Consider the following 21,800-nt stretch of genomic DNA (forward strand, 5'->3'; position numbering starts at 1 on the left):
ATGATATTAAAAAAAAATACCATTTTCGTTCTTTTTCTAAGTGTCCTTTTTTTACAATCCGCTTACTCGCAAAAGTATAATGCGGTTGACAATATTGTTTTAAAATACCCAAAGCAATTTAGCAGTACTGAAAAATTAGCAGAAAGAATTGAGAAAGATTTTACTTCAGATTACGACAAAGCAAGAGCGATCTACAGTTGGATTGCTTTTAATATAAGTTACGATTTAGCCACATATCTGAATCCTCCAAGAGCACGAGGTTTTAGTTATACGACTGAATTGGATAAACAGCAAAAAATAAAACTTCAGAATGATAAAGACCTTCAAAAAGTGTTTAAAACCCGAAAAGCAGTTTGCGAAGGGTTTACGCTTTTGTACCGTCATTTGGCAGGATTGGTTGGTTTAAAGTGTGAGATTGTCCGCGGAGATTCTAAAACCAGATTGAATGATATCGGGCGACAAAACACTACCTCTAACCACGCCTGGAATGTTGTTCTAGCAGATGGAAAATGGCGATTGGTAGATGTGACCTGGGGAGAAGGATATTACGATCAAAGCAAAAGAAAATTGGCCAAAGATTTTACGGACATTTATTTTGATACCAATCCATCCTATTTTTTTGCCAAACATTTTCCTGATTCAGGTACTTATCTTGGGGATCAATTAAGTAAAAGTGATTTCATGAATGCACCTCTGATTTATAACAAAACGATTGAAGGGGACTATGAAATTATGGCACCTCAATCGGGAACTATTACAGTGAAAAAAGGCGATAAGGTTACTTTTAGAATTAAAAACATTTCAAAAACAGCGGTACTTTTTTATCTGAATCAAAAAAATCAGGCGGTTCGAATCGAAAACTCAAAAGAAAGGGGGGGAAGTTTAGAATTTCAGGTTACATTTGACCAGAATATCGGCCAATACCTTACTTTTTATCTTGACAAAAGCAGTATTGTTTCCTTTAAAGTTATTCAAAAATAAATAAAACTTAAAACCAGATTTCCCAAAAATTACCTTAATTAAATGCCACTAAAAAAACTCCTTATCTTATTCCTTTTTGCGAATATGATTTTTTTACATGCCTCTTATTCCCAAAATTACAGCGCTATTGACAGTATTGTATTAAAATATCCGGATTTTGGAAACACAACAAAATTAGCAGAAAGAATTAAAATAGATTTTACTTCAGAACATGATAAAGCAAGAGCAATATACAGTTGGATTGCTTTAAATTTAGAATATGATTTAGAGACATTTTTAAATCCACGCGATAAAAAAAGTTTTTCAGCCAAAGAGGATGCTGATTGGGCTAAAAAAAAACAATTAAACGATGCCAGTACTACTCAAAAAGCCTTTAGATCCCGAAAAGCGGTATGCGAAGGATTTGCGAATTTGTATGCACATTTGGCTGCATTAACCGGATTAAAATGTCAGGTAGTAACCGGGGATTCAAAAGTAGATTTACCGGATATTGGAAGAAGAAATTATCTTTCGAATCATGCTTGGAATACGGTTCAGGTTGATGGAAAATGGATTTTAATTGATGTTACCTGGGGACAAGGGTCTTATGATTTCAAACGTAAAGTACTGGTAAGGAAATTTACGCCTATTTATTTTGACATGGAGCCAAAATATTTTAACGCCAAACATTATCCTGAAGCTGCGATGTACAAAGGTAATACAGGAAATAAAAATGAATTTCTGAATGGACCACTTATCTATAACGATTTTATAGCGGAAAAGTGCGAAATCTTAATGCCTTTTTCGGGTGTAATTAATGCTAATGAAGGAGATAAGGTAACTTTTAAGATTAAAAATGTTTCAAAAGGGGATGATCTTTATTATCTTGATAAAAAGGAAGAAAAAGTTAAAATTGAAAATCTAAAAGAACAGGATGGGGTATTAGAATTTCAAATTACTTATAATAGAAAACAGGGTCGTTTTATTACTTTGTATCTTGATAAAAATGCTCTTGCTTCTTTTAAAGTAGTTCCAAAAACAATTTAGACTTTAAGGAGATTTCGAAATATTATTTTAATAGCGTATCTTAGCAAGAAGTATAAAAAAATAGTTTTGGACTTATGGAAACAACTTTTCTGAAATCAATTTTAGATAATGATTTCTATAAATTTACGATGCAGCATGCTGTAATTAAACTTTTTCCAAAAGCAAAGGTGCGTTATGCTTTTATCAATCGTGGAAAGCATGTTTTTCCGCCCGGTTTTGCTGATTTGCTTCGGCGTTCGGTTGATGCGATGGCAGATTTGCGATTGACAAAAGAAGAGAAGCGTTATTTGTCTCATCATACCCATTACCTTGATCCCACCTATTTGGATTTTTTGCAAGGATACAGTTTTGATCCTTCAGAAGTCGAAATTAGTCAGGAAGGATTAGAGTTAAAAGTTACTATTGAAGGCTATTGGTATCGTACCATTTTGTGGGAAGTTCCTTTGATGGCTCTGATATCGGAACTTTTTTATAAAGCCAATCTTCTGATTCGATTAAACGATGATGCCATAAAAAGCCTGACCAAAGATAAAATAGATAATTACAATGCACTTGGGGTGGCTGTTTTGGAATTTGGGACACGCCGCCGCCATTCTTACGAGGTGCAGGAGTTGGTAAATGAAACGCTGAATAATTTTGGTAATCAAAGTTTTATTGGAACCAGTAATGTGCATTTTGCAATGGTCAACAATAAACGACCACTGGGAACACATGCACACGAGTGGTTTATGTTTCATGCAGCACAATACGGCTTTAAGATGGCCAATTCAATGAGTTTGGAGCATTGGACACAGGTGTATGGAGGAGATCTCGGAATTGCGCTTACAGATACGTATACGTCGGATATATTTTTCAACCAATTTGATAAAAAATACTCCAAACTTTTTGATGGCGTTCGGCATGATAGTGGTGATCCCGTAGAATTTGCTCAGAAAGTAATTGCACATTACACCAAGATGGGAATTGACCCCAAGTCAAAAAGTATTGTTTTTTCGGATTCTCTTAATTTTGATAAAGTAAAAGTGATATCCGATTTCTGTAAAGACAAGATCAGAATGTCTTTTGGAATCGGAACTAATTTTACCAATGATGTTGGCCTTCCGTCTATGAATATGGTGGTGAAATTAACCGATACCAAACCAGATAATACACATTGGCAGGGAGTTGTGAAACTTTCTGACGAAAAAAATAAAAATACAGGAACGCCCGAAATGATTGCTTTGGCAAAAGAAGTACTGGGAATTAAATAGTATTTTTTGTTGTAACGTTGATTTTTTATATTTTTAAGGTCCGTATTATTTTAAAATCAATTTAAATAGTTTTAAAAAGCCGTTTTTATTGATAACTTTAAAATGATACGCTTTCATTTTTTACCCAGAAATGGTACATTAGCCAAAAATCCTAAATTCATTTATGCTAGAGCAAAATCAATATAACGAAGATAACATTCGATCACTCGATTGGAAAGAACATATCCGTATGCGTCCGGGAATGTATATCGGAAAATTAGGTGATGGATCTTCACCAGATGATGGTATTTATATTCTTTTAAAAGAGGTTTTAGACAACTGTATCGATGAATTCGTTATGGGTGCCGGAAAAACTATTGAAGTGACGATCAAGGATAAAACGGTTTCTGTTCGGGATTACGGACGTGGAATTCCGTTAGGTAAAGTAGTCGACGTAGTTTCGAAAATGAACACTGGAGGAAAGTACGATTCTAAAGCTTTCCAGAAATCAGTGGGTCTGAATGGTGTCGGAACAAAAGCGGTTAATGCTTTGTCAAGTAGTTTTCGTGTAGAATCGGTTCGTGATGAGAAACAGAAAGCAGCAGAATTTTCGGCAGGGAATCTTGTTTCAGAAGAAGATGTAATTGATACAACAAAACGAAAAGGAACAAAGGTTTCTTTTACACCGGACGAAACGATTTTCAAAAACTATAAATTCCGTTTAGAATATGTAATCAAAATGGTCAAAAACTATTGTTATCTGAACAATGGTTTGACGATTATCTTCAATGGTGAAAAATACCTTTCAGAAAACGGTCTTAGAGATTTATTAGAAGAAACCATCAGTGAAGAAGATTTAGAATATCCGATTATTCATTTGAAAGATCATGATATTGAAATCGCTTTAACACACAGTAAAACACAATATAGCGAAGAATACCATTCTTTTGTAAACGGTCAGAATACCACACAAGGAGGTACGCACTTAGCCGCTTACAGAGAAGCTGTTGTAAAAACCATTAGAGAATTTTATAACAAAAACTTTGAGGCATCAGACGTTCGTAAATCGATTGTGAGTGCGATTAGTATCAAGGTAATGGAACCTGTTTTTGAGTCTCAGACCAAAACCAAATTGGGTTCAATGGACATGGGTTCTGATGATGGAACGCCTGCAGTATCGGTTCGTACTTTTGTAAATGATTTTGTGAAAACCAAATTAGATAATTATTTACATAAAAATACACCAACGGCAGAAGCCTTGTTGCGTAAAATTTTACAAGCAGAACGCGAACGTAAGGAACTATCAGGAATTAGAAAACTGGCCACAGACCGTGCTAAAAAAGCCAATCTTCACAATAAAAAATTAAGAGATTGTCGTGCACATCTTCCTGATACAAAAAATCCAAGAAACTTAGAAAGTACTTTGTTTATTACCGAGGGAGATTCGGCATCGGGATCGATTACCAAATCGCGTGATGTAAATACACAAGCCGTTTTCAGTTTACGTGGTAAGCCTCTGAACTCGTACGGAATGAGCAAAAAGATTGTGTATGAAAACGAAGAATTTAATTTACTGCAAGCTGCTTTAGATATAGAAGACGGATTAGAAAAATTAAGATACAACAATATCGTAATCGCAACCGATGCCGATGTCGATGGTATGCACATCCGTTTGTTGTTGATTACGTTCTTTCTTCAGTTTTTCCCCGAATTAATAAAAGAAGGGCATTTATACATTTTGCAAACACCACTTTTTAGGGTTAGAAATAAAAAAGAAACGATCTATTGTTATTCGGAAGAAGAAAGAAAAGACGCGATTGAGAAATTAAAACCAAAGCCGGAAATCACGCGATTTAAAGGATTGGGAGAGATTTCGCCCGACGAGTTTAAAAACTTTATCGGAGATACCATTCGCCTTGACCCGGTTATGATGGATAAAAATACTTCGATTGAGCAATTATTGTCTTTTTATATGGGTAAAAATACACCGGACAGACAAGAGTTTATTATCAAGAATTTGAAGGTGGAGTTGGATGCGATTGAAGAAGAAGCTTAAAAAACAACATATTATTGTCAAACAATCTGCAAAATAAAGATGTATTTCAACAAGTAGTCGAGTTGCTTCAAAACGCTAGACAGCAGGTTTTATCAGGACTTTTACAACGATTGAATTAAGAATTTGGAAAAGGATTTTCGATAGATAATTTGGAAAGAATAAGGAAGTTTTATTTGACTTACTCAATTTCCGCGTCAGTGATGCGGATTTTACAAATTCGAAATACGCAATCAGTGACTGCGGAATTCATATCTCAAAAAGAGCAGTCGGTTACTGCTCAATTTAGTAAACTAGATTATCCAACATTGTCTTCGTTTTTCAAATTGAGTTTTACGCACTACAATTTTTAATGCGTATTGATGATGAAAAAAGCATTTGGAAGATGAAAATAATGAGCAAATTTTTGCCAGCAAGTATAAGACCGTTTTACCTAGTGAGTCAGTATTAAAAAAACGCATTGAAAACAGATAACATTAAATTTATAATTTCGAATATAAATAATGAAAGACGAAGAAGACGATAACATAATTCGGGACGGGGAAGATAATAATTACGAAGAAAACTCAGCTGATGATAATCAGGATGGGGATTCTGACGAAATTATTGATGTAGATGCCAAACATTTCGAAGGCCAGCATTTTTACGAAAATCAGGAAGAGGAAGGTCAGGATACGATTACGAAAGTAACCGGAATGTATAAAGACTGGTTCCTGGATTATGCGTCGTACGTAATTCTGGAACGTGCAGTTCCTGCTATCGAAGACGGATTTAAACCGGTACAACGTCGTATTATGCACTCTTTGAAGGAGCTGGATGATGGTCGTTATAACAAAGTTGCCAATGTAGTTGGTCACACCATGCAGTATCACCCACACGGAGATGCTAGTATTGGTGACGCTATGGTACAGATTGGTCAAAAAGATTTATTGATTGACTGCCAGGGAAACTGGGGAAATATATTAACGGGTGACGGTGCTGCAGCTTCGCGTTACATCGAAGCGCGTTTGTCTAAATTTGCTTTGGAAGTTTTATACTCTCCAAAAATTACCGATTGGGGTGTTTCGTATGACGGACGTCGTGCTGAACCGAACAATCTTCCGGTAAAATTCCCATTACTACTGGCACAAGGAGCTGAAGGTATTGCGGTTGGACTTTCAACGAAAGTTTTACCTCATAACTTCAATGAGTTAATCGATGCTTCAATTAAGATTTTAAAAGGAAAACCGTTTACACTTTATCCGGATTTTATGACACAGGGTATTGCCGATGTGTCCAATTATAATGACGGACTTCGTGGCGGTCGTGTGCGTGTGCGCGCTAAAATTGCCCAGTTGGATAAAAACACATTGGTGATTACACAAATTCCGTTTTCGACCAATACCACGACTTTGATTGACAGTATTTTGAAAGCCAATGATAAAGGTAAAATCAAAATCAAGAAAATCGAAGACAATACAGCAGCCGATGTTGAGATTTTAATTCACCTTTTTCCAGGCGTTTCTCCGGATAAAACAATTGATGCTTTGTTTGCTTTTACGGCCTGTGAAACTTCTGTAGCGCCTTTAGGTTGTGTAATTGAAGACAATAAACCGTTGTTTATAGGAGTTTCTCATATGTTGAAAATTTCAACAGAGAGAACGGTTGATTTACTGCGTCAGGAGTTGGAAATTCAATTGGAGGAATTAAAAAACAAATGGCATTTTGCTACTTTAGAAAAAATCTTCATCCGTGAAGAAATGTATATTGACTTTAAGCTGTATGGTGATAAAGAAGGATTATACAAATATATGTACGATCGATTTGAGCCTTTCAAAAAAGCATTCGTCAGAGAAATCAACGACGATGATTTGCAACGACTGACTCAGATTCCGATGATTCGTATCACCCGTTTTGACTCTGATAAAGCCGATGATCTTATCGCTAGGTTAGAAGACGAAATGAAAGAGGTAGAGCATCATTTAGAAAACCTGATAGATTTTGCCATTGCCTACTTTACGAAATTAAAAGAGAAATACGGAAAAGGTCGTGAACGCCAGACAGAACTTCGTATTTTTGATAATGTTGAAGCTACAAAAGTAGTTTTAAGAAATACAAAACTGTACGTAAACCGCGAAGAAGGTTTCGTCGGAACGAGTTTAAAGAAAGACGAATATGTAGCAGATTGTTCTGATATTGATGATGTAATTGTGTTTTTGCGTGATGGTACATTGATGATTACAAAAGTCGATTCCAAAACATTTACAGGAAAAGATATTATACATGTTGCCGTTTTTGATAAAGGAGACAAACGTACAATTTACAACATGATGTATCGTGATGGTAAATCGGGTCCTTCTTATATAAAACGTTTTAACGTGACTGGAGTTACCCGTGACAAACCTTACGATTTGACAAATGGTACAAATGGTTCACAGGTCGTTTATTTTTCACATAATCCAAACGGAGAAGCTGAGGTGGTGACCATTTTACTGCGTCAGATTGGAACTATCAAAAAATTGAAATTTGATATTGATTTTGCTAATTTGGCGATTAAAGGACGCGCTTCAAAAGGGAATCTGGTTACTAAATATCCAATTAAAAAAATCGAATTAAAAGAGAAAGGAATTTCAACTTTACTACCAAGAAAAGTTTGGTTCGACGATACGGTAAAACGTCTGAATGTAGATGCACGAGGCGAACTGTTAGGCGAATTTAAGCCAAGTGATAAGATATTGGTCATTAGCCAGGCAGGTAAAGTAAAAGTTATCATTCCGGAATTGTCTACTCATTTTGATGAAGATATGATTGTTCTGGAGAAATGGAAACCTAAGAAACCGATCTCAGCGATTTATTATGATGGGGAAAAAGAGCGCTATTTTCTGAAACGTTTTCTGGTGGAAACCGAAAACAAGGAAGAAAGTTTTATTACCGATCACCCAAATTCGCAATTAGAAATTGTATCGACAGACTATCGTCCGCTTGCGCAATTGGTTTTTGCAAAAGTAAAAGGAGTTCAGAAAGAAGATTTACATATTGATGTTGAGGATTTCATTGCTGTAAAAGGATTTAAAGCATTAGGAAATCAATTGACCACTGATAAATTGAAACAGGTTAATTTATTAGAGCCATTGCCTTACGAAGAGCCTGTAGAAGAGGTTGTAGAAAGAAAAGTGAGTTATAATGACGATGGTTCAGTTGAAACCGAATTAGATGACGACGGCCAGATTGGTCTGGTTCTGGATTAAGATAAATTAGTGTAAACCGTCTCAGTTTGAGGCGGTTTTTTTTGCTTTTGCTTGTAGCTATATAGCGATTTAGATTTTTTGCCACAGATTAATGGATTAGAATGATTTTATTTTAATATGAAGCGATAAAAGTTTTTTTTGAATAGCCTCCTGCTTTAGCTGGAGGAATCAGATAAAGTATAGATTTCAAGGCTTTAGCCAAAACTGCAATTTTGGCTAAAGCCTTTTTTGTATGCATTTTGGAACCTCCAGCTAAAGCAGGAGGCAATTTACAATATAATTTTTGGAGTCATTTTTTGGCCCGACCTGTCATTCCGATTTCTATGATAAAAAGCGAGCGTTAATTTCGAGGCACGAGAAATCATAGAAGAAACTCCGTACAGTTTGTCATCCTGAGGAACGAAGGATCTACGTTTGCTGAATCGATACCGTTGAACTTCACTTTACGGAATTACTTGTGAAGATACTTCGTTCCTCAGTATGACAAAATTGTGAAAAATAGAAGCGGAGCATTTAGTGTGATTTCTCGTGCCTCCGAAATCTGATTTATTAGATGAAACAGTAATAAAATCTATTCCTACAATACAGATGTTGATCAACCAAAATTGATTATGTTTGTGTAACTTACTGAATCTAAAAAGTAATAAAAAATGAATGTTAAGCTAACAGATAAAGATAAAATTAGTGTAACGAATCCTGATGAATTATACGAAATCATGCGACAGATTTTGTTTCGTGATAATAAAATAGACCGTGAGAAGGAACATTTCTGGATGATAGGGCTAAACATGGCAAATACAATCGTGTATATAGAGTTGGTAAGTATGGGGAGCGTAAAAGCTTCACAAGCAGAGCCAATGAATGTTTATAGAGTTGCGGTATTAAAAGGTGTTACAAGTGTTATCGCTGTGCATAACCATCCGAGTGGTAATTTGACTCCATCTGAAGCCGATAAGGATACTACAGACCGATTAATACAAGTGGGGAAAATTTTAGATATAAAATTTTTAGACCATTTTATTATTAGTGCAGAAAAATATATTAGTTTTTTGGATATTGGATTAATGGCTCAATTAGAAAAAAGCCTGAAATATGTTGTTCCGTATAAAATAGAAGAAATAATCCGCAAACAGGAAATGGAAATCAGATTAGGGAAAGAAAAAGCGGATAAATTAAAGGAAACAACAAACCAATTAAAAGAATCGGCAAAAGAATTTAAGGAAACCGCAAAAATAGAAAAGTCTTTAAGGATTGAATTTGAAATGACGGTTATTTCCAATTTACTAAAACAGAAGATGACAATAGAACAAATAGCAGTTATTTTGAATCTTACTACAAAGGAAGTAGAGCAAGTTACTAAAAAGATAAAATCATAAAAATCCATTCTTGATTTAGAGCAAGGTTTGAATAGCCTCCTGCTTTAGCTGGAGGAATCAGATCAAGTATAGATTTCAAGGCTTTAGCCAAAACTGCAATTTTGGCTAAAGCCTTTTTTGTATGCATTTTGGAACCTCCAGCTAAAGCAGGAGGCAATTTGCAATATAATTTTTGGAGTCATTTTTTGGCCCGACCTGTCATTCCGATTTCCATGATAAAAGCGAGCGTTAATTTCGATGCACGAGAAATCATAGAAGAAACTCCGTACAGTTTGTCATCCTGAGGAACGAAGGATCTACGTTTGCTGAATCGATAGCGTTTAACTTCACTTTACGGAATTACTTGTGAAGATACTTCGTTCCTCAGTATGACAAAATTGTGGGAAATAAAAATGGAGCAGCTAGTGTGATTTCTCGTATCGAAATGGTAAAAAAAGCGAGCTCAAATTTGCTGAAGTTGAGCTGTTCAGAAAAAGAAGTAATAAAAAAAGGATGTTTCGCTAACTGCGAGACATCCTTTTTATTGGTGATAAAGTGTTATTTTAGTTTTGTTGGTATTTTTTATCCGTTAGTGTTTTCATGAATGCAACCAACGATTGTTCTTCTTTTTTAGTCAGTTTTAGTGCATCAAAAGGCAATGTTTGGTTGTCTACTGCATAACCCAATCCTTTTCCACCACCTTTATTGTAGAAGTCAACAACTTCTTCTAAAGTTTTAAAAACACCATTGTGCATATAGGGTCCTGTTACAGCAATGTTTCGAACCGTTGGTGTTTTGAAAGCTCCAACCAACTGAGGCATTTTATTGTATAAGTATCTGCCGGTATCGGGGCTCAATGCTTTTCCTGAGATGTCCTTTGGAGTTCCTATAACTTCGTGTTCGGTTTTGGAATAATTTGGTGGAACCGTACCGTTAAACAGAGGTGTGAAGTGGCAGGTCGCACATTTTGCTTTACCCATAAAAAGATTCATGCCTTCTATTTCCTGATTGGTCAGTGTATTTTCTTCGCCTCTCATGTAAACGTCAAATTTAGAATCAAAAGCATTAAGCGACCTTACGTAACTTGCAATTGCGTTTTGAATTTGCCAGGCTTCCGGTTTTGCCGTTTTAGGGTAAGCCTTTTTGAAAAGTTTTACGTATTCGGCATCCAGTAAAATCTGAGCATGAATATCTTTTAAGGAACCATGCATTTCGTCTTTATTTTCAATGACATCAACACTTTGTTTTTCTAAATCTAATTGGCGCATATCCCAAAATTGTGCATTCTGTAGTGAAGCATAAGTCAGGGTAGGCGTGTTTCTCATCAAGTTACTGCCATTTAGCGAAACATTTGTTTTTAGGCCATCAGTAAAGGCTTTTTCAGGATGATGACAAGTGGCGCAGCTTCTGTCATTGTTTTTGGAAAGCGTTTTATCATAAAATAACTTTTCTCCCAATGTTGCTTTATCAGCGGTAAAATTATGTGCATCCGAAAGAACAAATCCATTTACGTCAAAGGCCTCTTTATCGAAAAAAGTGGCTGCAGTGGGTTTTAACGGACTGCTTTTTTTTACATTTTGAATCTTTTCTTCTTTCTGGAAAGCTTTTATTTTTTTTGAAATTGGATTCAGATATTGAGTTATAAAAACGGCTCGGTTGAAGGCATTAAAATTGTTGTTGTTTTTGCAATATTTTTGTGCCTCTGTGATTAGTTTTTTTAAATCTGCTAACGTTTTACTATTGCCATCAATTCTTTGAAGTAGACTTGGAATACCGATTAAACTTTCACCAGCTTCAGGAATTGAGGTCTGTAAAATTGGACTGTCAAAACCAGTTATACCTAAAGCAATTACTCTAAAAACGTTTTGCTGAACAGCATCTAAGACATAATCGTTGCTAATCGTAATAACTTCAAAAGTGCTTTTCAACTGTTTTATGTTGGAGGCGAAAATGTTTAATTCTCGAACTAAATCTTCCTTGTTCGTAATTTCATATTCCGGATAAATAAGTTCTTCCATAACCTGAAAACCATGTGGTTCGAAGGATTTGTTTTCTTCCAGTTCCATTTCGTCTAAGGCTGGGCCGTTCATAAAACGAGCGGTTTCGGGAATGAAGTATTCAACTGCCCATTCTACTTTTTTATAGGCCAGACGGGACTTTTTAAACTGTTCTACAATTTCTTTTTGGGATTGGTCTGTAGTCACTAATTTTTGAAATTGTACAATTTCATTGTTTAATTTGTTTAAATCAATGATCAAATCCTGATTGATGGTAGTTTGAGAAGCTTGATTTTCTTTGCATGAAATGGCCAGGCAAAAAAGTATAAACAGAGGAATAAAGTATTTTAATTTTATCATAGTACGTAAAAAGATAACAACCCTTATCAAAAAAATAAGGGTTGTAAATTTAATTTAGGTTGAAATTATTAGCGTTGTACGTTTCTAATAATAACAGTTTGTCCACCTTCTTTGTTGGTGTTAATACCCGAACCATCTGCATTTTTGAATGCATCAAGTTGCCAAGTGTGCGAGTGAATATTTACTGTAAAAGTGTTTGGTACACCAATTAAATCAGAGATATCTTGCATGGCACCAAATTCCCAGCTACCAAGTCTTGTCTCTCCAGCTTGATTGTATAAGGCATTCCAAGACGCGTCTGTTCTTTTGTGATTCATGTTTAACCAAGGCTTGTTTTGTTTTGAAGCAATATTATATTGCCAGATGTACGAATCGTGTTTTGCATCAGCATAATAACTATCACCATCTTCCTGAATGTAAACGTAATTTTCAGTAACACAAAGGTTGTCCGGATTGATGATTCCTGTTCCCGGAGTACTATCACCTTCAACGGCTAATTCTAAAGTTCCTTTTAAAGGATCAGCAGCATCCATTTTTAGTTTGTAAACTCTTCCCCACATCGTATAACCGTCAACAGGAGCGTTTGAAGTAGCTTGTCCGGTTGCTGTAAAGTAAACCTCTCTGTTATTGCTGGCACTTCCTTTTCTGTAGTCAACATCTTCTACTCTTGAAAAACGAATAGCTCCTAATGCATTTACAGTAGTATTAATTACAGCTCCTGTCAGGTTTTTTGCATTTGGAATTTCAACAAAAGAAACAGGATAAGAATTGTTTAAAGTCATGGCAGTTTCTACCTGATTTCCATCATTTCTTTTTAAAGCATATAGTTTTCCGTTTGATAAATCTCCTACAGTACTCATATACATGATCAATTGTCCCGCACTTGCATGTGAAGTTGCGTAAGATTGATCTTCACCAATCATGATAATTGTTTTTCCAGGATACGCTTCTTTTGGTAATGGAACTGCATTTTCCATACTGGCTTTCCCTAAAGCAGGTAAAACTCTGTCGGTTTTGCTTTTGTCTGAAGATAATCCTAGTGGATTAATTCCATGAACCATACTTTCCTGACCACTTTCTCCGGCAGTTAAAAAGATTGGACCAAATCCGTGAATTTCAGGAGTAGCTAAAGTTGCCGAACACAAACGTGTTAAACCTCCAATTCCGTCTACTAGATAATCTCCTTTTACTGGTTTAAAAGTTTTGTCTAAATAAACTCTTGATACAGATTGTAATATTTCGTGGTTGGTAATTAAGATATAACCTTCTCCGTTTGGATTTTTCATGAACCCGGCTCCATCTGGCTGTGCTCCATAAACAAATTTCGGAGATTCCGGTAAAACGTCTGCACTACTGATCAAGGTGCTAATCTGAAGGTTTTCGAAACCAGTCATCGGAAAAACAAAAGCAGGGACTTTTGAGTGTGATGTGAAATCGATAGAGGACTTTACCTCGTTAGTAGCACCTTTGTTGTCATCATCTTGACAACTGATTGCAGAAAGACCCGTAATACCAAGCAATGCTAGCGATCTTAAAAAATTAAATTTCATAATATTTTGGTTTTTTTATTTTGAGCAAAGCTATCCCTCAAAAACAAAATACATGTTACGTCAGTTTTTTATAATTGCTAATAAACTATAAGGTATATATTATTAAATCGTAAATATTGGAAGTTAATTGTAAATTTTATGCGTGTAGGGAAGTTATAATAAAACTGCGGAAAAAATAGAAGTATAATAGCAGAGTAAAGATGCGAAATTGAAAAAGTAACCCTAAAAATAAATCCATCCAATCCGTTTAATCTGTGGCAAGAAAAAGTAGCCACAGATTTTAAAGATTAAAAATGATTTTGTCTCTTTTGAGCTAAAAAGTTTAAACGGTAAGGTATGCAAAGTTTAATTATAGTATTGCGGCACTTTTTTAACTTTATACCTAATTTTTCTGCACGCAGATTTAGAAGATTTAGCAGATTGCACAGATTTTTTTTAAGAGGTAAATAAGATCAGCCTAATCTGCTAAATCTGCTTGCAAAAGAAAAAACGCAAAGTTCGCAAAGCTATAACTAAACTTTGCGAACTTTGCGTAAACCCTTTGCGCGCTCTGCGGTTAAAATTCCCCGAAAAGAAGCTTATTTTTAAGAAAGATATTATTGTTTCTTTCGAATTTTCATATTGACAAATTCAACAGCCAACGAAAATGTTATGGCAAAATACAAATACCCTTTCGGAATCGCGCCAATGTGTTCCCCTGCAAGTGTGGCTTCAGATAAATGCATACTTTCGGTAATCAGCATAAAACCAATCAGGATTAAAAAAGACAATCCTAATATTTGTATAGAAGGATTCTGATTGACAAAATTCCCAACCGGAACAGCGAACAGCATCATTACTGCTACCGAAATAATAACGGCAGTTACCATAATAGTCAAAGCGCCATTTACGCCGTTTGTCATTCCAACCGCCGTTAGGATTGAATCAACCGAAAAGATTAAATCGATTAATAAGATTTGTAGAATAACATTGGAGAAGGATTGTTTTGCTGCCGTCTTGATGTTTTTTTCCTCTTCGCCTTTATGATCTACTTTCTCGCTGATTTCTTTGGTACTTTTATAAATAAGAAACAATCCTCCGAAAAATAAAATCAGTGCTTGTCCTGTAAAATCTGCATTTAGCCAACCCCAGTTTATGCTGAACAAAATGGCTTTCATAGCAATTAGATAAGAAATCCCCATCAACAAGGCAATACGCATGAACATGGCTAAAAACAAACCAATTCTGGTAGCTCTTTTGCGATTTTCTTCCGGAAGTTTACCCGTTACAATCGATATAAAAATGATATTATCAATTCCCAGAACAATTTCAAGAAAAGTAAGTGTTAAGAGTGCAATCCACGCATCGGGGTTTAGGAATACTTCCATTTTTAAGAGCTTTTAATTTATTCTATTTTATGAACTGTTCCGCGTTGTTTTTCTTCAGAGCCCACCATTCCAAATTCAAATGTATAGGAATCCTTTGTAGTGTTTAGGATTTTCATACTGATTGCTTTTTCTTCTGCCATATTTTTTGGGTGTTTCTTTTGAAGAATGTACTCACAATCACTTACCCAACGTACGGTTGATGTATCTGTTTTACCATCAAAGGTTTCAATTTCTATAGTGTCTTTTCGTTCAAATATTGTGGTTTTTTTTACACCGTTTACTTCAAACTCAAATTTGAATTTTCCGTTTTTGAAGTCCTTGCAGTTGTGTTCTGCGTTGTAACATGATACTAATGCTAATAACGGAAGTAAGAATATAATTTTTTTCATTTTTTTGTTTATGTTGTTTTTTGAGTCATCCTGAGCGAAGTCGAAGGAGTTTTAGTAGGTCTTCGACTTCGCTCAGACTGACATTCAGGTTCGCTTAGACTGACATTCGGGTTCGTTCAGACCGACATTTGACTTCGTTTAGACGGATAATACGATTATTTCAATTTTTTTAGCTCGTCATCCGTAAAGTTCTTAATTTCTTTTTCTTTGGCAAACTTTTCGGCATTGTAATTTCCCGATTTATTCTTCGGAATTGATAAACTGTTCCAGTCGTCTTTTTTTAATTGTTTGGCATAAAAAACAATTTGTCCGATATGATAAGGGTAATGTGCCAATTGTCGATTGATGGCTTCAATGACCGTATGGCCTTCGTTTCTGATGTAGATTATTTGGGAAAGTTGTTCGGGTTTTAAATTTTCTAAAGTAGTCAGAAAACAATCCCATCCTTTATTCCAAACCGCTAAAACTTCTTCTTTTGATTGTAAGTCATTTTCAAATTCGGCGTCACGATTGCGCCATTCTTTTTCGCCATCGGTAGTTAGGAAATCAGTCCAACGTGATAACATATTGCCCGAAATGTGTTTTATGATTGTAGCGATACTATTGGTGTCCTCATTTACGGCAGTAAAAAGCTGTTCGGGTTCCAATTGAGCCATTGCTTTTTCGCCTAAGATTTTGTAATATAAAAATTGCTTTTTAACACTTTCTAAATACGATTCGGTTGCATCCATAACTAAACAATTTTAATGTCATATTTGTCTAAAAGGCCTTCAATTCCCTGAGTTGCAAATTGTGCTTTTCGCATCGGATTGAATTCAGGATCAATTTTGTAATTATAAGCTGTTCTAAAGTCAACTGCCGCTAATTGAGTTTCGTTAAAAATAGCGCCTTCAAGATTGCAATTATCAAAAGAAGAGCTTGTGAGATTGGTTCCTATAAAAGTTACTTCTCTCACCGAACAGTTTATAAACTTAGTTTTTGGCATTTTTTTGTTCGAAAAAACAGCGTAGTCTAAAGTGCTTTCTTCAAAATAAACTTGAAATAAAAAGTCATCACACTCATTAAAAGCAATTCCTAAAAGTTTACAATTCTTAAAAGTCACATTTTTTAAACTCGTTCCGGCTAAACTGGTCATCGACAGATTACAATCTATAAATTCGCAGTCTAAAAAAGTATTGTAAGCAAAATTACTGTTGGAAAAATCACAATTTTTAAAAACACAATCTTCAAACTCCCGATTGTTTATTTTTTTATCAATATAAATGACTTTGTCAAATGTTTTCTGAATGTGTATTAGACTTTCCATGAATATTTTTTTGATTTCCGGGCAGTATGTCTTACCCGTAAAATTTGAATTACTTGATTGGTAATTTGGTATGAAACGCTGAAATTATAGATCATATAAACTCTGAAACTACCATCATTATTGGTTTTTTGCTTATCAAGTTTATAAATTTCAGGTTGTGTTTTTAGTATATCGGTACTGTCAAAAATGGAATTAATTACTTTGTCGGCAATTTGGAGTGATTTACTCTCAAAGAAAATATAGAAATGAATATCTTCTAATTGTTGTAGAGCGTTACCCGACCAAATTATTTTCTTCCCCACTTTTTGGCTATTTCTTTGGTTTCTTCTTCAGAATGGAAATTCCCTTTTTTAATGTCTTCTAAAGCATTTTCTATATCTAAATTGTAGGCAGTATCAGAATCAGCAGTAGTGCTATTGACAGATTGTAAAAGATGTTTTAGTTTCTCTACAAAGGAAGGATCTTTGACCTTGTCAATTTCTTGATGAATCCAATTTATTTCTGCTTGCATATCCATAATAAAGAGTTTTAGTAAAGATATAAATTAATCATTAAACAAACCTTTCATGATGATTTTCAATCCATAAAAAATTAAAAACATGGCACTTAAACAAGCTACAATTCCGATTCCTAAAACCAAATAGTGCCAGTTCGTATGCTGATTCATAAAAGCGTTATAAATTAGGGATGGTCCAATGAATAGTAACGGTAATGAACCTGTCACGTATTTGATGCCTTTTCCGAGTAGTTCTTTATTTGTTGCCATTTTTTTTTAAGGTTTCAGGTTTAAAAGTGTTTCAGGTTTAAAGTTGTTTCAGGTTTCAAGTTTTTCGCAATCTTGTCATTTCGACGGAGGAGAAATCACACAAGAAATTCCGTTATGAAAATCGCTAATCTTTGTCGAATTTTGAGTGTGATTTCTCGTACCTCGAAATGACAAATCGTATGACCAAAATGACAAATCGATAGTCTTTTCACCAAAAACATCTCACATTTTACAAATTATAGTTGTCAACAGCATTTCTGACACTTCCATATTTTTTCAGCAAATCAGAGGCTTCTTCATAAGTGACAGGGATTTCTCCCATAATCATCTTGACACCGCGATCGACCAATTTGATGTTGCTGAGCTGCATATCGACCATTTTGTTTCCTTTTACTTTACCAATTTGGATCATGGCTGCAGTCGAAATCATATTCAGAACTAATTTTTGTGCAGTTCCGGCTTTCATTCTGGAGCTTCCGGTAACAAATTCTGGTCCTACAACCACTTCAATTGGAAATTGTGCTGTTAGGGCCAAAGGACTTCCTGCGTTACAGGTAATAGAGCCTGTAGTAATATTATTCTCATTACAAGTTTCTAAACCTCCAATAACATAAGGTGTTGTTCCAGAAGCAGCAATACCTATAACAATATCATTTTTTCCAATATTATTTGCTTGTAAATCAATCCAGGCTTGTGCTGCATCGTCTTCGGCATTTTCTACGGCACGACGAATAGCGGTATCACCACCGGCAATAATTCCGTTTACTAGATCAAAGGGAACTCCAAAAGTAGGAGGGCACTCAGAAGCATCAACAACGCCTAAACGTCCCGATGTTCCGGCTCCGATGTAAAACATTCTTCCGCCTAGTTTTAACTTGGCTACAACTTGTGCTACAAGAGCTTCAATTTGTGGCATCGCTTTTTCAACGGCATGCGGAACGGTTTTGTCCTCGTTATTGATATTAGCAAGCAATTCATGGACAGACATTTTTTCTAAATGATCATATTTTGATGCTTGTTCTGTAGTTTTTGTAAAAATCATGGTATCTTTTATGTGCTGTGTTACAAAGCCTCAAAGTTACAAAGTTTTAAGGCTTATAACAACGAAATATATTTGTACCAATTAGTTTTTTGTGAGGAATTAGAAACAACCTGCTTCTGTATGTTTATGAAATGTGGGTATTGTAAGCGATTTGTCAAATAGAATCTCTTGTTAAGATCTGTTGCTGTTAATTATAAGAAAAAAGCCAACAGAACTCCAAGAACGATCATCGACACTTTAGCGACATTAAATTTATGTCCTTCACTACTTTCAAAAATAATAGTAGAGGAGATGTGAAACAAGATACCGATTACAACTGCTGTAATCTCTGTATAGTATTCGTTTAAAATCGGCAAATATTCTGATGCGATTGTACCTAACGGCGTCATAACTGCAAAAGTTAGCATAAAAGCAAAAATGGCTTTTTTGTTTAAGCTTGCGTTTAGGAAAAATGTCGTTAATATAATGGCAATTGGCAAATGATGAATTGCAATTCCAATCGCTAAATCATGATGATGGCTGACTGGGAAACCTTCTAAAAAAGCATGAATACACAAACTTATAAAAAGCAACCACGGGATTTGGTTCATTTTTTCGTGCCCGTGAACATGACCGTGTTCTGCGCCTTGTGAGAAAAATTCCAGAATGATCTGAAACAGGATTCCCACCATGATAAACAAACCAATATTATGATTGTGTGACGCGTAAACTTCCGGCAACAGGTGCATAACCGTCAAGGATAGTAAAAACGAGCCGCTAAAAGCTAATAAAAGTTTTAGATTGGATTTGTTTTTTGGCTTTAAAAACAAAGCTACAATATAGCCCAGAAGTACCGAAAATAAAGGTAATAAGTAGTTCATTTTTTGTTTAATCGTTTGTTAAGTTTAATCGTTTAACTGTTGGGTTGTTTAATCGATGCAACGGTTAAACAAAGTGGCAATTAAACCATTTTATTTAAAAATCATGATTAATCGTTCGCTTTCAGTCTTATGAAACTTTTTTAGTTTATAATCTCCAAAAGTATCTAAAAGAAAAATACCTGCTTCATTCATTAACTCTTCGAAATCCTTTAATGTTAAGGCTTTTACTTTTTCAGTAAAATGAAAATGCTGGCCTTTATCTTCAAAATCTATTTCTTTAAAAATATGTCCGTCTTGTAGATATCTTTTAATTTTAAAATCGATATCGTCTACTGTTTTAATTTCTTCGGGAACCAAAGTTTCTAAGACCTGAGTTACATTCATGAAATCAATTACAGCAAAACCATATTCGGATAAGCTTTCTTTTATGGCTTTTAAGGTGGTTAGATTGTCGTCGTCACTTTCGAAATAACCAAAACTGGTAAACAAATTGAATATCGCATCAAATTTTTCTTCAAAAGGCTCACGCATGTCGTGTACCTTAAAATGAAGTGTCTCATTACTGTTTTTGCTTGCTTCAGCAATGCTGTTTTCAGATAAATCGGCTCCTATTACGTTAAAACCTAACTGGTTTAAGTAAATAGAGTGACGGCCTTTCCCGCAGGCAAGATCGAGTACTTTTGCTTTTTCAGGTAAATTTAGATAATGTGTAAGATTATCCATGAAAATCTGAGCTTCGCGGTAGTTTCTATCTTTATAAAGAATGTGGTAATAAGGAGTGTCAAACCACGAAGTAAACCAATTTTCGGTGTTACGTTCCTGATTCGGTGTGGATGAGTTCGATGCGTCAGACATTTATTCTATTTCAATTAATTCAAAAGTCCCGCAAATTTAGTGTATTTTTGCCGAAAAATAACTATTTCGCAATGATACCTCGTGAATCATTGTGTGTAAGGTGAAATTTTTAATGCAGATTTGAGATTGATAAGAAATCTGTTTTAATTTAGAGAAAAAATGGAAGAAAATTTTAGAATGATAGCCAAATGTTTTTTTGGTTTTGAAGAAATATTGGAAAATGAGTTGCGTGCGCTTGGTGCTCAGGATGTAGAAAAAGGAGTGCGAATGGTTAGTTTTAAAGGCGACAAAGGATTTATGTACAAAGCCAATTTGTCGTTGCGTACTGCTCTTAAAGTTTTGAAACCTATATATTCTTTCAGGGCGAATAATGAACAGGCATTGTATAAAGGAATTTCAGGTGTAAACTGGTCTAAATTATTGAATGCCAATCAGACTTTTGTTATTGATGCTACGGTACATTCTACTTATTTTAATCACTCTGAGTTTGTTTCTCAAAAGTGTAAAGATGCCATTGTAGATCAATTTAGAGAGCGAACAGGGCAACGTCCGAGTATTGATAAAGCTTTTCCGGATTTAAGAATTAACATTCATATTGATAAAGATCAGGTTTCGGTTGCGTTGGATACTTCAGGGAATTCATTGCACCAACGTGGTTACAGAACTGCTACGAATATTGCACCGATTAATGAGGTTTTGGCAGCAGGAATTTTATTGTTGTCAGGTTGGGAAGGACAGAGTCATTTTCTGGATCCAATGTGTGGTTCGGGAACGTTTTTGGCAGAAGCTGCTATGATTGCTTGTAATATTCCGGCAAACATTAATCGTAAAGAGTTTGCTTTTGAGAAATGGAAAGACTGGGACAATGATTTATTTGATCAGATTGTAAACAGTCTGATGAAAAAGACAAAAGAATTTCATTACACCATAAAAGGTTTTGACAAAGCGCCAAGTGCGGTAAATAAAGCTAAAGATAACATCAGAAACGCTAATTTAGAAGATTACGTTACGGTTCAGGAAAACAACTTTTTTGATAGCGAAAAAGCGGTTGAAGGTAAATTACATATGGTTTTCAATCCTCCTTATGATGAACGTTTGGACATTCATATGGAAGAATTCTATAAAAATATTGGAGATACTTTGAAGAAAAGCTACCCGGGAACAAACGCCTGGTTTATTACAGCCAATCTTGAAGCACTGAAATTTGTTGGATTAAAACCGTCTAGAAAAATCAAACTTTTCAACGCAAGTTTAGAAGCGCGTTTGGTGAAGTACGAAATGTACGAGGGAAGTAAGAGAACTAAGTTTCAGGTTAATGAATAGGAAAAAGGTTCTAAGGGACTAAGTTTCTGAGGTGCTAAGCTTTTCTATACAATTTAAAATAATAATTTTAAGGTTCTAAGATGTTGAGTTGCCAGATTAAAAAAATCTTAGAAA

At 35.0% G+C, this 21,800-nt stretch carries 19 protein-coding genes; 7 read left to right on the forward strand and 12 right to left on the reverse strand.

Translation table 11 applies throughout. The features are described 5' to 3' along the window. From LNP23_RS12935 to LNP23_RS12960, 6 genes are all read left to right on the forward strand, one after another. Positions 1–981: a transglutaminase domain-containing protein gene (locus LNP23_RS12935; protein ID WP_230001477.1), complete on the forward strand. Its 981-nt coding sequence runs from the start codon at positions 1–3 to the stop codon at positions 979–981. Between the two features lie 42 nt (positions 982–1,023). Further along, positions 1,024–2,007: a transglutaminase domain-containing protein gene (locus LNP23_RS12940; RefSeq protein ID WP_230001479.1), complete on the forward strand. Its 984-nt coding sequence runs from the start codon at positions 1,024–1,026 to the stop codon at positions 2,005–2,007. 74 nt (positions 2,008–2,081) lie between these two features. Then, complete coding sequence (gene pncB / locus LNP23_RS12945; protein WP_230001495.1) at positions 2,082–3,257, forward strand: nicotinate phosphoribosyltransferase; 1,176 nt, start codon at positions 2,082–2,084, stop codon at positions 3,255–3,257. A gap of 163 nt (positions 3,258–3,420) precedes the next feature. Continuing rightward, positions 3,421–5,292 carry a DNA topoisomerase IV subunit B gene (locus LNP23_RS12950; protein ID WP_047776245.1) on the forward strand — a complete coding sequence of 624 codons (1,872 nt, stop codon included), beginning with the start codon at positions 3,421–3,423 and terminating at the stop codon, positions 5,290–5,292. Between the two features lie 500 nt (positions 5,293–5,792). After that, a complete protein-coding gene (locus LNP23_RS12955; protein ID WP_230001497.1) occupies positions 5,793–8,516 on the forward strand; it encodes a DNA gyrase/topoisomerase IV subunit A in 2,724 nt (907 codons plus the stop codon). A 650-nt stretch (positions 8,517–9,166) separates the two neighbouring features. Then, entirely contained in the window at positions 9,167–9,892 is a 726-nt protein-coding gene (locus LNP23_RS12960) for a JAB domain-containing protein (RefSeq protein WP_053004235.1), read from the forward strand. A 542-nt stretch (positions 9,893–10,434) separates the two neighbouring features. Here the strand turns inward: LNP23_RS12960 and LNP23_RS12965 are convergent. From LNP23_RS12965 to LNP23_RS13020, 12 genes are all read right to left on the reverse strand, one after another. Beyond that, positions 10,435–12,228 carry a cytochrome-c peroxidase gene (locus LNP23_RS12965; protein ID WP_230001499.1) on the reverse strand — a complete coding sequence of 598 codons (1,794 nt, stop codon included), beginning with the start codon at positions 12,226–12,228 and terminating at the stop codon, positions 10,435–10,437. Positions 12,229–12,296: 68 nt separating this feature from the next. Further along, positions 12,297–13,778 carry a PhoX family protein gene (locus LNP23_RS12970; RefSeq protein WP_230001507.1) on the reverse strand — a complete coding sequence of 494 codons (1,482 nt, stop codon included), beginning with the start codon at positions 13,776–13,778 and terminating at the stop codon, positions 12,297–12,299. A 596-nt stretch (positions 13,779–14,374) separates the two neighbouring features. Continuing rightward, positions 14,375–15,145, reverse strand: a complete 771-nt coding sequence (locus LNP23_RS12975) for a TerC family protein (RefSeq protein WP_047776241.1) — start codon at positions 15,143–15,145, stop codon at positions 14,375–14,377. A 17-nt stretch (positions 15,146–15,162) separates the two neighbouring features. Then, positions 15,163–15,534 (reverse strand): DNA topoisomerase IV, encoded by a 372-nt coding sequence (locus LNP23_RS12980; RefSeq protein ID WP_230001510.1) that lies wholly within the window; start codon positions 15,532–15,534, stop codon positions 15,163–15,165. A 155-nt stretch (positions 15,535–15,689) separates the two neighbouring features. Beyond that, complete coding sequence (locus tag LNP23_RS12985; RefSeq protein WP_230001511.1) at positions 15,690–16,265, reverse strand: DUF1572 family protein; 576 nt, start codon at positions 16,263–16,265, stop codon at positions 15,690–15,692. Between the two features lie 2 nt (positions 16,266–16,267). Then, positions 16,268–16,840, reverse strand: a complete 573-nt coding sequence (locus LNP23_RS12990) for a pentapeptide repeat-containing protein (protein WP_230001512.1) — start codon at positions 16,838–16,840, stop codon at positions 16,268–16,270. Further along, positions 16,828–17,142: a type II toxin-antitoxin system RelE/ParE family toxin gene (locus tag LNP23_RS12995; RefSeq protein ID WP_230001513.1), complete on the reverse strand. Its 315-nt coding sequence runs from the start codon at positions 17,140–17,142 to the stop codon at positions 16,828–16,830. The genes LNP23_RS12990 and LNP23_RS12995 overlap by 13 nt, the downstream gene beginning before the upstream one ends. Further along, positions 17,127–17,357 (reverse strand): hypothetical protein, encoded by a 231-nt coding sequence (locus LNP23_RS13000; protein ID WP_230001515.1) that lies wholly within the window; start codon positions 17,355–17,357, stop codon positions 17,127–17,129. The genes LNP23_RS12995 and LNP23_RS13000 overlap by 16 nt, the downstream gene beginning before the upstream one ends. A 27-nt stretch (positions 17,358–17,384) precedes the next feature. Then, positions 17,385–17,606 (reverse strand): DUF6095 family protein, encoded by a 222-nt coding sequence (locus tag LNP23_RS13005; protein WP_166924360.1) that lies wholly within the window; start codon positions 17,604–17,606, stop codon positions 17,385–17,387. Between the two features lie 229 nt (positions 17,607–17,835). Continuing rightward, positions 17,836–18,648 carry an N-acetylmuramic acid 6-phosphate etherase gene (gene murQ, locus LNP23_RS13010; protein WP_230001517.1) on the reverse strand — a complete coding sequence of 271 codons (813 nt, stop codon included), beginning with the start codon at positions 18,646–18,648 and terminating at the stop codon, positions 17,836–17,838. 191 nt (positions 18,649–18,839) lie between these two features. After that, on the reverse strand, positions 18,840–19,508 hold the full coding sequence (locus LNP23_RS13015) for a ZIP family metal transporter (protein WP_047776231.1): 669 nt from the start codon (positions 19,506–19,508) through the stop codon (positions 18,840–18,842). A gap of 90 nt (positions 19,509–19,598) precedes the next feature. Further along, positions 19,599–20,363 carry a class I SAM-dependent methyltransferase gene (locus LNP23_RS13020; RefSeq protein WP_047776229.1) on the reverse strand — a complete coding sequence of 255 codons (765 nt, stop codon included), beginning with the start codon at positions 20,361–20,363 and terminating at the stop codon, positions 19,599–19,601. Positions 20,364–20,522: 159 nt separating this feature from the next. Here LNP23_RS13020 and LNP23_RS13025 point away from each other — a divergent pair, with 159 nt between their 5' ends. Further along, complete coding sequence (locus tag LNP23_RS13025; RefSeq protein WP_047776228.1) at positions 20,523–21,686, forward strand: THUMP domain-containing class I SAM-dependent RNA methyltransferase; 1,164 nt, start codon at positions 20,523–20,525, stop codon at positions 21,684–21,686. Positions 21,687–21,800: the final 114 nt, after the last annotated feature.

The organism is Flavobacterium cupriresistens, assembly GCF_020911925.1.
GTDB lineage: Bacteria > Bacteroidota > Bacteroidia > Flavobacteriales > Flavobacteriaceae > Flavobacterium > Flavobacterium cupriresistens.

Bases quoted from the DNA above. Each gene is read 5' to 3' on its own strand.
- LNP23_RS12935 (WP_230001477.1), top strand. From the start codon at position 1: ATGATATTAAAAAAAAATACCATTTTCGTTCTTTTTCTAAGTGTCCTT.
- LNP23_RS12940 (WP_230001479.1), top strand. From the start codon at position 1,024: ATGCCACTAAAAAAACTCCTTATCTTATTCCTTTTTGCGAATATGATT.
- pncB (WP_230001495.1), top strand. From the start codon at position 2,082: ATGGAAACAACTTTTCTGAAATCAATTTTAGATAATGATTTCTATAAA.
- LNP23_RS12950 (WP_047776245.1), top strand. From the start codon at position 3,421: ATGCTAGAGCAAAATCAATATAACGAAGATAACATTCGATCACTCGAT.
- LNP23_RS12955 (WP_230001497.1), top strand. From the start codon at position 5,793: ATGAAAGACGAAGAAGACGATAACATAATTCGGGACGGGGAAGATAAT.
- LNP23_RS12960 (WP_053004235.1), top strand. From the start codon at position 9,167: ATGAATGTTAAGCTAACAGATAAAGATAAAATTAGTGTAACGAATCCT.
- LNP23_RS12965 (WP_230001499.1), bottom strand. From the start codon at position 12,228: ATGATAAAATTAAAATACTTTATTCCTCTGTTTATACTTTTTTGCCTG.
- LNP23_RS12970 (WP_230001507.1), bottom strand. From the start codon at position 13,778: ATGAAATTTAATTTTTTAAGATCGCTAGCATTGCTTGGTATTACGGGT.
- LNP23_RS12975 (WP_047776241.1), bottom strand. From the start codon at position 15,145: ATGGAAGTATTCCTAAACCCCGATGCGTGGATTGCACTCTTAACACTT.
- LNP23_RS12980 (WP_230001510.1), bottom strand. From the start codon at position 15,534: ATGAAAAAAATTATATTCTTACTTCCGTTATTAGCATTAGTATCATGT.
- LNP23_RS12985 (WP_230001511.1), bottom strand. From the start codon at position 16,265: ATGGATGCAACCGAATCGTATTTAGAAAGTGTTAAAAAGCAATTTTTA.
- LNP23_RS12990 (WP_230001512.1), bottom strand. From the start codon at position 16,840: ATGGAAAGTCTAATACACATTCAGAAAACATTTGACAAAGTCATTTAT.
- LNP23_RS13000 (WP_230001515.1), bottom strand. From the start codon at position 17,357: ATGGATATGCAAGCAGAAATAAATTGGATTCATCAAGAAATTGACAAG.
- LNP23_RS13005 (WP_166924360.1), bottom strand. From the start codon at position 17,606: ATGGCAACAAATAAAGAACTACTCGGAAAAGGCATCAAATACGTGACA.
- murQ (WP_230001517.1), bottom strand. From the start codon at position 18,648: ATGATTTTTACAAAAACTACAGAACAAGCATCAAAATATGATCATTTA.
- LNP23_RS13015 (WP_047776231.1), bottom strand. From the start codon at position 19,508: ATGAACTACTTATTACCTTTATTTTCGGTACTTCTGGGCTATATTGTA.
- LNP23_RS13020 (WP_047776229.1), bottom strand. From the start codon at position 20,363: ATGTCTGACGCATCGAACTCATCCACACCGAATCAGGAACGTAACACC.
- LNP23_RS13025 (WP_047776228.1), top strand. From the start codon at position 20,523: ATGGAAGAAAATTTTAGAATGATAGCCAAATGTTTTTTTGGTTTTGAA.